Below are 15422 nucleotides of genomic sequence, written 5' to 3' on the forward strand. Positions count from 1 at the left end.
CGGCTTTGACGCTCCCTCGACGCTCGGTTAGGCAAGCGCGTCCATCCGACGGAGCGTCCGGTTTTGTCCAAGGCCATCGAATTCGACGTCCTCGTCATCGGCTCCGGCGCGGCCGGGCTGACGGCGGCGCTCAACCTCGCCGAGCGGTTCAAGGTCGGTGTGATCGCCAAGGGCGCGCTGAACGAAGGCTCGACCGCGCACGCGCAGGGCGGGATCGCCGCGGTGCTGGAGCCCGGCGACACGTTCGAGAGCCATATCGAGGACACGATGATCGCCGGCGCGGGGCTCAACAACCGCGCCACCGTCGAGTTCGTGGTCGAAAATGCGCCGCGCGCGATCGAGCGGCTGATCGATCTCGGCGTGCCGTTCACGATGGCGAACGGAACGAAGGACCTGCATCTCACGCGCGAAGGCGGGCACAGTCATCGCCGCATCGTCCATGTCGACGACGCCACCGGCTGGGCGGTGCAGGAAGCGCTGGAGCGCGCCGCGCGCGATCACCCGAACGTCACGCTCATCCCCGACATGGTCGGCATCGATCTCGTCACCAGCCGCCACGGCGAGCGCTATTCGGGCGATGGCCATGTCTGGGGCGTCTATGCGCTGAACCGGGCGCGCGGGAAGGTGGAGACCTTCACGGCGCGCGCGACGATCCTCGCCACCGGTGGCGCGGGGCGCGTCTATCTCTTCTCGACCGCGCCGAGGGGGGCGACGGGGGACGGCATCGCGATGGCGTGGCGCGCGGGCTGCCGCGTCTCCAACATGGAGTTCATGCAGTTCCACCCGACCTGCCTCTACAATCTGGAGGTCAAGAACTTCCTGATCACCGAGGCGGTGCGCGGCGAAGGCGGCCAGCTCAGGATTCCCGCGACCGGCCATCGCTTCATGCCCGATTTCGACGAACGCGCCGAGCTCGCCCCGCGCGACGTGGTGGCCCGCGCGATCGACCATGAGATCAAGCGGCTCGGCCTCGATTATGTCCATCTCGACATCAGCCACCGCGAACCCGACTTCGTGAAGCAGCATTTCCCGAATATCTATTCGAAGCTGCTGGGGCTTGGCATCGACATCACCCGCGATCCGATCCCGGTCGTGCCCGCGCAGCATTATACGTGCGGCGGCGTGGTCATCGATCTCGACGGGCGGACGGACCTGCCCGGCCTCTATGCCGCGGGCGAGGTCAGCCAGTCGGGCCTGCACGGCGCGAACCGCCTTGCCTCCAACTCGCTGCTCGAATGTTTCGTGTTCGGCGAGGCGGCGGCGCGCCATATCGCCGCGCACTGGGACGATCTGCCGGCCCCGCCGCCGATCCGCCCCTGGGACGAAAGCCGCGTCACCGATTCCGACGAGGAGGTGGTGATCAAGCAGAACTGGACCGAGATTCGCCGCTTCATGTGGAACTATGTCGGCATCGTGCGGACCACGAAGCGGCTGGAGCGCGCGGCTCACCGGATCAAGATGATGACCGACGAGGTCGATGATTATTACGGCCATTTCCGCGTGACGCCGGACCTGGTGGAACTGCGAAACCTGCTCCAGATCGCCGACCTGATCGTCCGCTCCGCGCTCCACCGCCACGAGAGCCGCGGGCTGCATTACACGCTGGATTATCCGAAAACCCTGGCGAGGGCGGTGGATACGGTGCTGGCCCCCTAGCGGCCCGAGCGCCTCGACTACGACCCCAGAAACGCCCTCAGCGCCACCTGGAAGCGGGCCGGCTGGTCGAGCATCACCATGTGGCCGCTGCCGTCGATGCGGACCAGGCGTTTTGACCGGGCGGGGGCGTAGGCACGGGCGAAATCGCGGTCGAGGACCGCCCGGGCCTGCGGCGTCGGCGAGGCGTAGATCACCGTCAACGGCGCGGCGATGCGGGGGAGCTGCGGCGTGAGATCGATGGCGGCGAGCTCGTCCATCGCGCGGGCGACGACATCGGGATCGCTGCGGTGGCCGGGATCGGGCGGGCTGAACGCGCCGATCACATTGGCGAAGAGCTGGCGCCCGCCCGGCGTCGCGATCATCGATCGAAGCTGGTCGGCGAGCGGACCGAGATTGGTGTCGCCGCCGAACAGGCCGGCGGGCCGCGGCATCATGTCGACGACCATCAGCCGCCCGACCAGGCCCGGGTGCCGCGCCGCGAGCATCATCGCGAGCGTCCCGCCCATCGAATGGCCGACGATCGCCGGGCGGTTGAGCCCGGCGGCGGCGATGTAGCGCGCGATCTCCTCCTCCAGCGGGAGCAGGATCGGCCCCCGCGCATTCCCGCGCGCCGGCTCGCCGGCGAATCCGGCCACCTGGACGAGGTGATAACGGCGCCCCGGCAGCGCCCGCACCGTCGAATACCAGACGTCGCGCCCCGAGGTGAGACCGGGGATCAGCACCACGTCCGGCCCGCGACCGCTCACCTGGACCGAAAAGCGGGTCGGCCGGAACGGCGCGCGCTGCGCGAAGGCCGGCATAGCGGCGAGAGCGAGTCCGCAAAGAAGGAAAAGACGACGATCCATGCCTATATAGGTAGCGGCGCCGGTTGAACCGCGCCTGACCTTTGTCATCGACCTGGCGGTTTGCACCCGCGTCCCCTTCGTCTAGACCTGAGCCTTATGCCCGCACCGCACCTCTATCTCGTCGACGGTTCGTCCTATATCTTTCGCGCCTTCCACAGGCTGCCGCCGCTGACCAACAAGCATGGCCTGAATGTCGGCGCGGTCTATGGCTATACGACGATGCTGTGGAAGCTCGCCGACAGCCTCAACAAGGCGGACGGGCCGACGCACCTCGCGGTGATCCTCGACGCCTCGGAAAGCACCCATCGCAACGAGCTGTTCGACCAGTACAAGGCCAACCGCCCGCCGCCGCCGCCCGAGCTGGTGCCGCAATTCCCGCTGATCCGCGACGCGACTCGCGCCTTCTCCATCCCCTGCCTCGAAGAGAAGGGGCTGGAGGCGGACGACATCATCGCCTGCTACGTGATGGCGGCCAAGGCGGCGGGATGGCAGGTGACGATCGTCTCCTCCGACAAGGACCTGATGCAGCTTGTCGAGGACGGCAAGGTCGACATGCTCGACACGATGAACGATCGCCGCATCGGCGTCCCCGAGGTGTTCGACAAATTCGGGGTCGGGCCGGACCAGGTGGGCGAAGTGCTGGCCCTGATGGGCGACAGCGTCGACAATGTGCCGGGCGTTCCGGGGATCGGGCCCAAGACGGCGTCGAAGCTGATCCAGGAATATGGCACGGTGGAAGCGGTGCTGGCGGCCGCGCCGGAGATGAAGCCGTCCAAGATGCGCGACAATCTGATCGCCCATGCCGACATGGCGCGATTGTCGCACCAGCTCGTCCGCCTGGTCTGCGACGCGGCCCTGCCGGCGCCGCTCGAAGACTTGTCGATCAAGGGCATACCCGAGGCGCCGCTGCGCGAATTCCTGGAGCATCACGGCTTCCGCTCGCTGCTCGCGCGATTGGGCGCGCAGGCGCAGGCGGCCGCTCCGGCGCCGGCCCGAAGCGCGCTTCCCGAGCCGTCGCCGGAGCCAGCGATCGACCGATCGCTCTATGAGACCGTGGCCGACGAGGCGGCGCTGGCGCGCTGGATCGACGCCATCCAGGCCCGCGGGCTGGTGGCGATCGACACCGAGACCGACGGCCGCGACTGCGTCAGCGCAAGGCTGGTCGGCATCAGCCTCGCGACCGATCCCAACAAGGCCTGCTACATCCCGCTCGAGCATGGCGGCGACGACATGTTCGCCGAGCGCCCGCCGCAGCTCGACGCGGCGCTGGTTCTGGAGCGCCTGAAGCCGCTGCTCGAGGACGAGGCGATCCTCAAGATCGGCCACAATCTCAAATATGACTGGGTGGTCTTCGCGCGGCGCGGCATCACGCTTGCCCCTTATGACGACACGCTGGTGATGAGCTTCAACCTCGATGCCGGCGGGCTCAACAGCCACGCGCTCGACGATCTCGCGAAGAAGCATCTCGATCACGAATGCATCTCGTTCAAGTCGCTGTGCGGCACGGGGCAGAAGCAGATCACGTTCGACAGGGTACCGGTCGAGCGGGCGACGGAATATGCCGCGGAGGATGCCGACGTGGCGCTGCGCCTGTGGCATCGTTTCCGCCCGCGCCTCGCGTTCGAAAAGGTGACCCGGGTCTACGAACTGGTCGACCGGCCGATGGTCAGCGTCATCGGCGGCATGGAGCAGAGCGGCGTGCGGATCGACCGGGCGGTGCTGAGCGAGCTTTCGGCGGCGTTCAACACCCAGATCGCCGATCTGGAGGCGCGGATCCATGCCGAAGCGGACGGCCCGTTCACCATCGGATCGCCGCAGCAGCTTGGCGAGATCCTGTTCGGCCGGATGGGCCTGTCCGGCGGTCGCAAGGGCAAGTCGGGCACCTGGTCCACCGACCAGAACGAGCTCGAGCGGCTGGAGCGCGAGGGCGTGCCGATCGCGCGGCTGGTGCTCGAATGGCGGCAGCTCACCAAGCTCAAGTCCACCTATACCGACGCGCTCCAGGAGCAGGTCAACAAGACGACCGGGCGGGTCCACACCAGCTACAGCCTGTCGGGCGCGCAGACCGGGCGGCTCGCATCCACCGATCCCAATCTCATGAACATCCCGATCCGCACCGAGATCGGCCGGCGCATCCGCGACGCCTTCATCGCCGATCCCGGATTCGTGATGATGGCGGCGGATTACAGCCAGATCGAACTGAGGCTCGCCGCGCATATGTGCGACGTCCCGGAGCTCAAGGCGGCCTTCGCGGCTGGCGAGGACATCCACAATCGCACCGCGCAGGAATTGTTCGGCGCGGTCGATCGCGACACGCGCGCGCGCGCCAAGACGATCAACTTCGCCATCCTCTACGGCATTTCGCGCTGGGGCCTGGCCCAGCGGCTCGAGACGACGCCCGAGGAAGCGCAGTCGATCATCGACCGCTATTTCGAACGCTTCCCGGGCATCCGCGCCTATATCGGCGAGACGCTCACCCACGCGCGCGAGAGCGGATTCACGACCACGCTCTTCGGGCGCAAGACCCATTTTCCGCGCCTCAGGAGCAACGTCCAGCACGAACGCCAGGGCGCCGAGCGCGCCGCCATCAACGCGCCGATCCAGGGCACCGCGGCCGACATCATCAAGCGCGCGATGGCGCGGATGGGCCCGGCCTTGGCCGCCGAAGGCCTGGGCGAGGTGCGGATGCTGATGCAGGTCCATGACGAACTCGTCTTCGAAGTGCCCGAGAACGATGTGGACCGCGCGCGCGATGTCGTCCGACGGGTGATGGAAAGCGCGGCCGAACCGGCGGTGAAGCTTTCGGTGCCATTGGGTGTAGAGGTCGGCGTCGGCCCGAACTGGGGCGCAGCGCATTGAGCAGCGTCGAGGGGGCGCCGGCCGACGATATCGCCGCCCTGGCCAAGGGCGGGCGGACGAACTTCTTCGGCTTCCTGCTGCGGCTGGCGGCGCGCCTGCCCTTCCTGTTCATCGCCGGGCGATTCTACGGGCCGGACCTGCTCGGCCGCTTCGCCTATGCGGTCATCATCGTCGAATTCGCGGCGACGCTGGCGAACATCGGGCTGAAGCGCGGCCTGGCGCAGCAGCTGTCGACCACCGATCGCCCGCATGTTCATGCGGTGTGGGACGGCCTCGCCGCCGCCTTCATCGCATCGGCGGCGGCGAGCGCGATCCTGATGGTCTTTCCGCAGGCGATGTTCCCGCACAACGACATGCGCGGGGCCGAATGGCTCTTGCCGCTCGTCATCTTCGCGATCGCGGGCGCCGATGTCGCGCTGGCCGCGCTCGCCTACCGCCATGACGTCGCATCGACCGTCCATGCCCGCGCCATCGTCGAGCCGTGGACCATCAGCATCGCCGCCGGCGCCTTCGCGCTCGTCCATTCACGCGACGGGCTGATCCTCGCTTATGTGATCTCGGTCTGCGCCGGCCTCGCCACCTCGCTGTGGCGGCTCGGGCGAAGCTATGGCCTGCCGCGCGGCTGGATCCCGCGGCCGGCCCGGGTGATGGCGCTGGCGCGCACCAATGTGCCGCTCGCCGCCGCGGATGCGATCGAATGGGGATCGCGCCGGCTGGACATCGCCATCCTCGGCCTCTTCGTCGCGCCTTATTATGTCGGCGTCTATTATGTGGCGCAGCAGGTCGCCTCGCTCCCGCAGAAGCTGAAGACGAGTTTCGATCCGATCCTCGCGCCGGTCATCACCCAGCGGCTTGCGGAAGGCGACAGGCCCGCGGTGGCGCGGCAGGTGCGCCAGGTCGGCTTCTGGATCATCGCGGCGCAGACCGGCATCGCCCTCGCGCTCGGCATACCCGGCGAGGCGGTGATGGGCCTCGTCGGCCCCCAATTCGTCGGCGGCACCGGCGCGCTCGCCTTCCTGCTCGCCGCCGAGGCGGTCGCGGCGACGGCGGCGGTTTCGGAGGCGGCGCTCGTCTACGTCGCGCGGCACCGCAACCTGCTCATCTCGCTGGCGATGATCGGCGTCCAGGCCGTTCTGACGGTCGCGATCATCCTGATCGTGAGGGCGCTGCACTGGCCGCAGGCCTACCAGGCCGCCAGCGCCGCGCTTGCCCTCGCGCTTGCGCTCGGCTGCGCGTCGGTCGCGAAGGCGCGGCTGCTCGCGCGGCTGCTCGATGCGCCGGTGCAGGGCTGGCGCTGGCCGCTCGCCTGGGCCGCGGCGGCCGCCGTCGCCGTCGGTGCGCTGTTCACCGCGCTCCCCCACAGCCTGGAATGGGCGCAGCTGGTCTTCGGCGTCCCGGTGATCCTCCTCGTCTTCGGCGCGATCGTCTGGCGCCGGGGCTTCACCGCCGAGGATCGGGTGCTGTTCCGCCTGCGCGGCGGCGAGGCCCCGACCCTGCCGACCGGGGAATTGCCGACGCCCTGACGATCAGTGGCGGAAATGCCGCATGCCGGTGAAGACCATCGCCAGCCCGGCCTCGTCGGCGGCGGCGATCACTTCGTCGTCGCGGATCGATCCGCCCGGCTGGATCACCGCGGTCGCCCCCGCCTCGGCGGCGGCAAGCAGGCCATCGGCAAAGGGGAAGAAGGCGTCGGAGGCGACGGCGGACCCGATCGTGCGCGGCTCGCTCCAGCCGGCCTTATCCGCCGCGTCCTTCGCCTTCCAGGCGGCGATCCGCGCGGATTCGAGCCGGTTCATCTGCCCGGCGCCGATCCCGGCGGTCGATCCGTCCTTCGCGTAGACGATGGCGTTCGACTTGACGTGCTTGGCGACCGTCCAGGCGAACAGGCAGTCGGCCAGCTCCCGCTCGCTCGGCGCGCGTTTCGTCACCACCTTGAGATCATCCTTCGTCACCCGGCCGAAATCGCGCGACTGGACCAGGAAGCCACCGGCGATCGACTTCATCGCCTTCGCCTTGCGGGCTGGATCGGGGAGCGTCCCGGTGAGCAGCAGGCGCAGGTTCTTCTTCTTCGCGAACACCGCCTTCGCGGCATCGTCGGCCCCGGGGGCGACGACGACCTCGGTGAAGATTCCCGAAATCGCCTCGGCGGTCGGTCCGTCGAGCGGGCGGTTGACCGCGATGATGCCGCCGAAGGCCGACACGGTGTCGCAGGCGAAGGCCGCCGCATAGGCCTCGGCCAGGGTCGCGCCGGTCGCGACGCCGCACGGATTGGCATGTTTGACGATGACGACCGTCGGCGGCCCGTCGCGAAACTCGCTGACCAGCTCCAGCGCCGCATCGGCATCGTTGTAATTGTTGTAGCTGAGCTCCTTGCCCTGGACCTGCTCGGCCGCGGCGATCGTGCCCGCTGGCGTGCCGCCGGCCGGCACATAGAGCGCCCCCATCTGGTGCGGATTCTCGCCGTAGCGCATCTCTGAGCGCTTCGTCATCGCGATGGCGACGCGATCGGGGAAGCGTTCGCCCTGGTCGACATGGGCGAACCAGCCGGCGATCGCGGCATCATAGGCCGCGGTCGCGGAGAAGGCCTTTGCGGCGAGACGCTTGCGAAGATCGAGCGACGTCATGCCGCCGCTTGCATCCAGCGCTTCGATGAGCGCGCCATAATCCGCCGGATCGGTGACGATCGTCACATAGCCATGATTCTTCGCGGCCGAGCGGACCATCGAGGGGCCGCCGATGTCGATATTCTCGATGATCTCGTCGCGGCCCGCGCCACGCGCCACCGTCTGCGCGAAGGGATAGAGATTGACCACGACCAGATCGATCGCGCCGATGCCGTGTTCGGCCATCGCGGCGGCATGTTCGGGATCGTCGCGAACCGCGAGCAGGCCGCCATGCACCTTCGGGTGAAGCGTCTTGACCCGCCCGTCCATCATCTCGGGAAAGCCGGTGAGCTCGGAAATGTCGCGGACCTCCAGCCCTGCCTCGCGCAGCGCGGCGGCGGTGCCGCCGGTCGAGACGAGCTCGACGCCGTGGCGGGCAAGCGCCCGGCCGAGATCGGCAAGGCCGGTTTTGTCGGAAACGGAAAGCAGGGCGCGCGCGATCTTCACGTCGGTCATGTCGGGTCCCGGATTAGAGGAATGTCCGGCCCCCTTATCGCCATGCCGGACCGGTTTCAGCATTCATTTTCGCCGCGCCCGTTCGAACGCTCAGCCCGCGCGCTTCAGCTCCCAGGAGATGGTCATGCCGTCGGGCGGCGTCTCCCCGCTGACGGCGAGCTGGAGCGTGCCGTGCGGCCGCGCCTCCCCGTCGATCCAGAGACTGTCCTCGACCGAGAGCTGGCCGCCGCGGCAGCGGAATTGCCAGACGTTGGTGCCGCGAAGCCGCAGGATCGCGCCCTGGCCGTCGGCGGTCGGGGTGACCTCGACATTGGGGGCGAGATGAAAGCGGACCGTGAACGGGACCAGCCCCGCCTTGCGGCGTCGCTCCGCGGCGATCAGCCGGTCCTCGCCGACGACGCTGCGGCCATCGGGCGAGAGCGTGAGCCGGCGTTCGTGGACGAGGCCGTAGCGGCGCACATAGCCGTCATGGCTCGCCTCCACGCGCAGGATGCCGGCCGTGTCGTCGCGCGACATCTCGACCTCCGCGACGCCCTTGCCGAGCGACCCGTCCGGATGGATTGCGGTCGAATTGCGGTCGCCAAGCGTCAGCGTGGAATGGGCGGCCGTCGTCCTCAGCGCGAACACCAGCTCGGAGGGGATCGCCCCGATCGCCTCGCCGACGCCGCCGCAATTGACGATCAGCCGGTTCGGCCCGTCGCTGAGCTCGAAGGCGAGCGTCGAGGCGCAGCCGCCGGAGAGCGCGCGCGGCGGCGGCGGCGGCGCGGCGTCGAAGACGAGCACGCTCTGTCTGGCGTGGAGCCGCTGATAACCCCATCCGCGCGCCTGCCGCAGCGCCCGGCTGTCGATGCCCGATGCGGCGACGGCGGCGAGGACGCGGCGGCGGTTGGCCATGTTCCCGCCCTGCCAGCTCGACAGCTCGTCGTCGCCGAGCACGACCGACAGCAGCGCACCAAGCGCGGCGGCCAGCGCCTCCGCCAGCAGCTCCGGCACCTCGCGGCGCGAGGCGATATAGACGGCGCGCAGCTGCGACAGCGTCTCGACAAGGGCGAGCTGCTCGATCGGCGCGCGGCTGACCAGGCCGCCATCGTCGCTCATCGCGAGCGCGAGCGCGCGGGCCAGCCCCGCCTCGCCCGACCGCAGCCGCGCCGGGCCGCCCTGGACGACAAGCGCCGCGGCGATCACCCCGCACCAGGCGACGATCCGGCCGAGCCCCGGCGCGACCTTGTCGGCGCCGCGATCGAGATGACGCGCGCCGCGCGCAAGCGTGTAGAGAACGGAGGAGCGATAGACCGGGTCGCGGCTCGAGAGGATGTAGGGCGCATAAGCGGTCCAGAAGAGGATCCGCCGGCCCCACAGATCGGCGCGCCAGGCGGGCTCGCTCACCGTCTCGCCATGCGCGGCGATCCAGCGGGCGGTCAGCGCCTCCGCGATCTTGGCGCCGCGCTCCCGCGTCGCCGCGGCGGCGAGGTCGCGAAGCCAGGCGAAGCTGTGGAGATACTGATCGAAATCGGCCGGCCGCCCGAGCGTGGTGAAGTCGAGTTCCGCGACGGCAAGCTCGGTGCCGCCATGACGCACCGTTCCTGAAAGCAGCGCCGCCCCGGCGCTCTTGTCGCCGGCGACGGGGTCCTTCGGCACGCATAGCAGACGAAGCGGCATCCGTCCGCGCAGCCGCAGGCGGTGCAGCGGCGTGCGCCAGGCCGTGCGGTGGAGCCGGTAGCCGAGCCGCTCGAACAGCGAGAGGCCCCGATCGTCGCCAACCCGGATCAGCCGCTTTCCGGGCTCGATCCCGTCATCGCCCGGAACGTCGATCGGGTCCATCAGGCTCATCCGCCCCTCAGCGCGCGGATGTTCGCGGCATAAGCGTCGGGCCCGCCCTTGAAGGTCGCGGTGCCGGCGACAAGCGCGTCGGCCCCCGCCTCGACGATGCGGCGGCAATTGCCCTGATCGACGCCGCCGTCCACCTCGAGGTCGACGGCAAGCCCGAGCTTGTCGATCCGGCCGCGGATCGCCTCGATCTTCCTCAGCTGGCTTTCGATGAAGCTCTGGCCGCCGAAGCCCGGATTGACGCTCATCACGAGGACGAGGTCGATCTCCTCGAGCAGATAGTCGAGCGCCTTGGCCGGCGTTGCCGGATTGAGCGAGATGCCGGCGCGCTTGCCGAGCTTGCGGATCGCCTGGACGGTGCGGTGGACGTGCGGCCCCGCCTCCGGATGGACGGTGATCGTGTCCGCCCCGGCCTCGGCAAAGGCTTCAAGGAAGGGATCGATCGGGGAGATCATCAGGTGGACGTCGAACGGCTTGGCCGTGTGCGCCCGAAGCGCCTTCACCACCGCCGGGCCGATGGTGAGGTTGGGGACGAAATGCCCGTCCATGACGTCGACGTGGATCCAGTCGGCGCCCGCCTCGTCGACGGCGCGGACCTCCTCGCCGAGGCGCGCGAAATCGGCCGAGAGGATGGACGGGGCGATACGGACGGGTTGCTGCACGGCGCGAATCTAACATCCGCGCGACTCGCTGGGCAAGGAAGCGGGCGGACTTATCCCCGGCTAATTGCGCCGGAAACGCGCCAGATAGAAAGCATCGGCGCCGCCCGCCTCTTCATGGGCCCCCGGCAGGATACGCTCCGACTCCTCGAGGGTAAAATCGGGGCGGCTTGCGGCGAAAGCGCTGGCCACCGCTTCGCCTTCCTCCGGCTCCAGCGAGCAGACCGAATAGACGAGCGCGCCGCCGGGCTTCAGCCAGTCCGCCGCGCGGGCGAGCATCGCGCCCTGCGTCTGGGCGAGCGCGGCGATGGCGCGCGGACGGACGCGGTGGAGCACATCGGGATGGCGGCGGAAAATGCCGGTCGCCGAGCAGGGTGCATCGAGCAGGATCGCATCCACCGGTGCCGGCGGCGTCCAGCGCATCACGTCGGCAGTGATGATCTCGGCCGCAAGCCCGGTGCGGCCGAGATTGTCGGCAAGTCGCGCCAGACGACTTTCGGACGAATCCACCGCGGTGACGCGCCAGCCAGCGGCGGCGAGCTGCATCGTCTTGCCGCCCGGCGCGGCGCACAGATCGAGGACGATACGCCCATGCCCCTCGCCGAGGAGGCGCGCGGGGCGCGAGGCGGAAATGTCCTGGACCCAGAAGCGGCCCTCCGCGAAGCCGGGCAGGCTGGTGACATTCGTCCCGCGCGGCAGCCGCAAATGACCGGGGGCGAGGCTGATTCCGTCGAGGGCCGGCGGCGGTCCGGGAAGCGCGAAGGAGAGGTCGAGCGGCGGCGGCGACGCGATCAGGCGCGCGGCGGCCGCGACGACATCCTCGCCCCAGGCCGCGCGCCAGCGGCACGCCACGTCGGCTGGCAGCGTCGGCACCTCGGGCAGCGTCCAGCCGGCCCGCATTGCCGCGCCGAACACGCCATGGACCAGCCGGCGCGGGCCGCCGTCGACCAGCGGCAGGACGGTCGAGATCGCGGCGTGCGGCGGCGTGCCAAGCGCGAGCGGCTGGACCAGGGCGATCCGGAGCGCGAACCGCGCCTTTGCATCCTCGGCGAGCCGCTGCTTCGTCGCGCGGTCGATGAGTGCGTCGAGATCGGGCAGGCGGCGAAGCGCCTCGGCCGCGATGGCATAAGCGAGGGCGCGGTCTTCGGGTCGGGCGACATCGCGCGCGGCCGAATCGAGCGCGGATTCGAGCGGCAGCCCGCGGCGCAGCACAGCGTCAAGCAGCCGCACCGCCGCGCGGCGCGCGGGCGTTCCTGGCGGATCGGCGGAAATCAGGCGCGCCGCCCGAGCGGATCGAGAGCGCTGGCGCGGGCCAAGGCGGAGCGCTGCGGCGGACCGCCCATTTCGGCGGCGATCGCCTGGAGCGCGGCAATGCGGTTGCCGGTCGCCGGATGGGTCGAGAACAGGCTGTCGCCGCCCTCGAAGCCGGGGACGATATAGAGGGCCGCGACCGCCGGATTGCGCGCCGCGACCGGATTGGGGATGCGCCGCGCGCCCTCCTCAAGCTTGGCGAGCGCCGAGGCGAGCGCGCGCGGGTTGCCGCTGATGAAGGCGCCGCCGCGATCGGCGGAATATTCGCGGGTGCGGCTGATCGCGAGCTGGACGATCATCGCCGCGAAGGGCGCGACGATCACCGCGAGCAGCAGCGCGATCCAGTTGCGATCACGGCCGCCGCCGAAGAACAGGCCGAAATTGGCGAGCATCGAGACCGCGCCGGCGATGGTCGCGGTCATCGTCATCACCAGCGTGTCGCGATTCTTCACATGGGCGAGCTCATGCGCCATCACCGCCGCCACTTCCTCGCGATCGAGGATCCGAAGCAGGCCGATCGATGCCGCGACGGCGGCGTGAGCGGGGTCGCGGCCCGTGGCGAAGGCGTTGGGCACCGGCGAATCGATCAGATAGACGCGCGGCATCGGCAGGCCCGCGCGCGCGGCGAGGCCGTGGACGATCCCGACCAGCTTCGGGCAGCTTTCCGCCGTCACCTCGCGTGCATCGTGCATCCGAAGCACGATCCGGTCGGCGTTCCAGTAGGTGAACAGGTTCATCCCCGCGGCGAGCAAGAGCGCAACGATCGCGCCGCCGGCGCCGCCGAGCGTATAGCCCAGCCCCATGAACAAGGCGGTCAATGCCGCGAGCAGCATCGTCGTCTTGAAACCGTTCATCTTGCCTTTGCAGCCTCCTCGACCGAAATGTGGGAAGAAGACGCTGCATATTCAAATGGAAACCGGCAATGGCCAAGCGCCCCGCACATCTGAAGCCGCCCGCTTACCTCACCCCCAGCCCGCCAGTGCCTGCGCCGGGCCCGGCCGAGCCCGCGAACGAGCATGGCGGACCCAAGGGGCGCGAGCCGACCCGTTATGGCGACTGGGAGAATAAGGGGCTCTGCTGGGATTTCTGAGCGCGCCCGGGCGGCGACTTTCGGGGTCAGTCGCCTTCGCTCCTGAGCGGGCGCGAAAGCAAGTCGCCCACCACCGTGTCGACCGACGCCTCGCCCGCCAGCAGCGCGCAGACCGCGCTCACGATCGGCATGTCGACGCCCAGCCTTGCCGCTGCCGCCTTCAGCACCGGCGCGGTGAACGCGCCTTCCGCCACCGTGCGGCGGTCGGCGAGGAGATCGGCGGCCGAGCGGCCCTCGCCAAGCCCCTTGCCGAGGCTGAAATTGCGCGACGCGGTGGAGGAGCAGGTGAGCACGAGGTCGCCGAGGCCGGACAGGCCGGCCAGCGTCTCCGCCCGCGCGCCCTTGGCGAGGCCGAAGCGGGTCATTTCGGCGAACCCGCGCGAGATGAGCGCGGCGCGGGCATTCTGGCCGAGGCCGCGGCCCTCGACCACGCCGCAGGCGATGGCGAGCACGTTCTTGACCGCGCCGCCGACCTCGGCACCGGCGACATCGTCGGTATAATAAGGCCGGAAATGCGGGCGCGCGATGCGGGCGATCAGCCGCTCGCCGAGGTCGCGATCCTCCGCCGCCAGGGTGATCGCCGTCGGCAGGCCCCTTGCCACCTCATGCGCGAAGGTGGGGCCGGAGAGGACGGCGACCGGCGAGCCGGGCCGGACGGCGCGGGCGACCTCGTGCATCAAGAGGCCCGTCCCCTCCTCGATCCCCTTGGCGCAGAGCACGAGCGGCTGGCCGCCTGCGGGCAAAGCGGAGAGGACGGCGCGCAGATGCTGCGCCGGCGTGACGACGAGAAATGCGTGGCAATGCGTGAGTTCCGCGAGGTTTTGCGTGGCGCGCAGCGTGGGGCTGAGCGGGATTCCGGGGAGAAAGAGGCGGTTTTCGTGGGACGTGGTGATGGAGTCGACGACGTCGGCTTCACGCGCCCAGATCAGCGTCTGCGCGCCCTCCGCCGCGATGGTCTGCGCCAGGGCGGTGCCCCAGGCGCCGGCGCCGACGATCCCGATCTTCATGCCTTGACCCCCGCGCCGCGCGCCTTTTCCGCCAAGGGATCGAGCGGCCAGCGGGCGCGGGCCGGGGCGTCGAGGCCGTCGATCAGGCCCGCCTCGAACCTGAGCGCGCCGGCCCAGCCGATCATCGCCGCATTATCGGTGCACAGCCACAAAGGCGGGGCGACGAAGGGAAGATCGTGGCGATGCGCGAGATCGGCGAGGGCGGCGCGGATCGCCTGATTGGCCGCGACGCCGCCGGCGACGACGAGCGCGGTGGCTCCGGGCGCGGCGACGATCGCCCGCCGGGTGCGATCGACCAGGCAATCGACCACCGCCTGCTGGAAGGAGGCGGCGATGTCGGCATCGGCATGGCGGCCCGATTCCTTGGCCCGGAGCACCGCGCTCTTGAGCCCGGCGAAGGAGAAATGCGGTTCGTCGCTGCCGACGAGGGGACGGGGCAGCGGCACGGCCGCGGCCTCACCCGCCGCCGCCACGCGCTCGACCGCCGGGCCGCCGGGATAGGCGAGGCCGAGCAGCTTCGCGGTCTTGTCGAACGCCTCGCCGGCGGCATCGTCGATCGTGGTGGCGAGCCGGCGGTAGCGGCCGACGCCTTCGACGAAAAGCAATTGGCAATGGCCGCCCGAGACGAGCAGCAGCAGATAGGGGAAAGCGAGATCCGGATCGGCGAGCATCGGCGAAAGGGCATGGCCTTCGAGATGGTTGACCGCGACCAGCGGCTTGCCGGTGGCGAGCGCGAGGCCCTTGGCGGTGAGGAGCCCCACCATCACCCCGCCGATGAGGCCGGGCCCCGCGGTCGCCGCGATCGCATCGACGTCGCCCAGGCCGACGCCCGCCTCGGCCAGCGCCTCTTCGACGAGGCGCGGCAGGATCTCGACATGGGCGCGCGCCGCGATTTCCGGGACGACGCCGCCATAGGGCCGGTGCGCCGCCTCCTGCCCGGCGAGCCGGTGCGCGAGGATGCGCCGATCCGAGGCGACCAATGCCGCCGCGGTTTCGTCGCAACTGGATTCGATGCCGAGGATCAGGCTCATCATGCTTCCCTGCCACTG

12 protein-coding genes are annotated in these 15422 nt (G+C 69.9%); 4 read left to right on the forward strand and 8 right to left on the reverse strand.

Annotated elements, in window-relative coordinates:
- Positions 1-75 precede the first annotated feature (75 nt).
- Positions 76-1656, forward strand: a complete 1581-nt coding sequence (gene nadB / locus FRZ32_RS05810; RefSeq protein ID WP_147044350.1) for an L-aspartate oxidase — start codon at positions 76-78, stop codon at positions 1654-1656.
- Between the two features lie 17 nt (positions 1657-1673).
- Here the strand turns inward: nadB and FRZ32_RS05815 are convergent, their stop codons facing one another.
- A complete protein-coding gene (locus tag FRZ32_RS05815) occupies positions 1674-2501 on the reverse strand; it encodes an alpha/beta fold hydrolase (protein WP_243445205.1) in 828 nt (275 codons plus the stop codon).
- A gap of 96 nt (positions 2502-2597) precedes the next feature.
- Here FRZ32_RS05815 and polA point away from each other — a divergent pair, with 96 nt between their 5' ends.
- Both polA and FRZ32_RS05825 read left to right on the forward strand, forming a co-directional pair.
- A complete protein-coding gene (polA, locus tag FRZ32_RS05820; protein WP_147042631.1) occupies positions 2598-5360 on the forward strand; it encodes a DNA polymerase I in 2763 nt (920 codons plus the stop codon).
- Positions 5357-6883, forward strand: a complete 1527-nt coding sequence (locus tag FRZ32_RS05825; RefSeq protein WP_147042632.1) for a lipopolysaccharide biosynthesis protein — start codon at positions 5357-5359, stop codon at positions 6881-6883. The genes polA and FRZ32_RS05825 overlap by 4 nt, the downstream gene beginning before the upstream one ends.
- A 3-nt stretch (positions 6884-6886) precedes the next feature.
- Here the strand turns inward: FRZ32_RS05825 and purH are convergent, their stop codons facing one another.
- The 5 genes from purH to htpX all read right to left on the reverse strand — a co-directional run bounded on the left by purH (position 6887) and on the right by htpX (position 13130).
- Positions 6887-8479 carry a bifunctional phosphoribosylaminoimidazolecarboxamide formyltransferase/IMP cyclohydrolase gene (purH, locus tag FRZ32_RS05830; RefSeq protein ID WP_147042633.1) on the reverse strand — a complete coding sequence of 531 codons (1593 nt, stop codon included), beginning with the start codon at positions 8477-8479 and terminating at the stop codon, positions 6887-6889.
- Between the two features lie 90 nt (positions 8480-8569).
- Positions 8570-10309, reverse strand: a complete 1740-nt coding sequence (locus FRZ32_RS05835) for a heparinase II/III family protein (protein WP_147042634.1) — start codon at positions 10307-10309, stop codon at positions 8570-8572.
- Positions 10306-10968: a ribulose-phosphate 3-epimerase gene (rpe, locus tag FRZ32_RS05840; protein ID WP_147042635.1), complete on the reverse strand. Its 663-nt coding sequence runs from the start codon at positions 10966-10968 to the stop codon at positions 10306-10308. The genes FRZ32_RS05835 and rpe overlap by 4 nt, the downstream gene beginning before the upstream one ends.
- Before the next feature lie 60 nt (positions 10969-11028).
- Positions 11029-12240: an RsmB/NOP family class I SAM-dependent RNA methyltransferase gene (locus FRZ32_RS05845; RefSeq protein WP_147042636.1), complete on the reverse strand. Its 1212-nt coding sequence runs from the start codon at positions 12238-12240 to the stop codon at positions 11029-11031.
- Positions 12237-13130, reverse strand: a complete 894-nt coding sequence (gene htpX, locus FRZ32_RS05850; protein ID WP_147042637.1) for a zinc metalloprotease HtpX — start codon at positions 13128-13130, stop codon at positions 12237-12239. Before htpX ends, FRZ32_RS05845 begins: the two co-directional genes overlap by 4 nt.
- A gap of 68 nt (positions 13131-13198) precedes the next feature.
- On the opposite strand from htpX, the gene FRZ32_RS05855 reads away from it, so the two are divergent.
- Complete coding sequence (locus tag FRZ32_RS05855) at positions 13199-13366, forward strand: DUF1674 domain-containing protein (RefSeq protein WP_147042638.1); 168 nt, start codon at positions 13199-13201, stop codon at positions 13364-13366.
- A gap of 26 nt (positions 13367-13392) precedes the next feature.
- Here the strand turns inward: FRZ32_RS05855 and FRZ32_RS05860 are convergent, their stop codons facing one another.
- Both FRZ32_RS05860 and tsaD read right to left on the reverse strand, forming a co-directional pair.
- Positions 13393-14373: an NAD(P)H-dependent glycerol-3-phosphate dehydrogenase gene (locus FRZ32_RS05860; RefSeq protein WP_147042639.1), complete on the reverse strand. Its 981-nt coding sequence runs from the start codon at positions 14371-14373 to the stop codon at positions 13393-13395.
- Positions 14370-15404: a tRNA (adenosine(37)-N6)-threonylcarbamoyltransferase complex transferase subunit TsaD gene (gene tsaD, locus FRZ32_RS05865; protein ID WP_147042640.1), complete on the reverse strand. Its 1035-nt coding sequence runs from the start codon at positions 15402-15404 to the stop codon at positions 14370-14372. The genes FRZ32_RS05860 and tsaD overlap by 4 nt, the downstream gene beginning before the upstream one ends.
- Positions 15405-15422: the final 18 nt, after the last annotated feature.

Source organism: Sphingosinicella ginsenosidimutans (assembly GCF_007995055.1).
GTDB classification, from domain to species: domain Bacteria; phylum Pseudomonadota; class Alphaproteobacteria; order Sphingomonadales; family Sphingomonadaceae; genus Allosphingosinicella; species Allosphingosinicella ginsenosidimutans.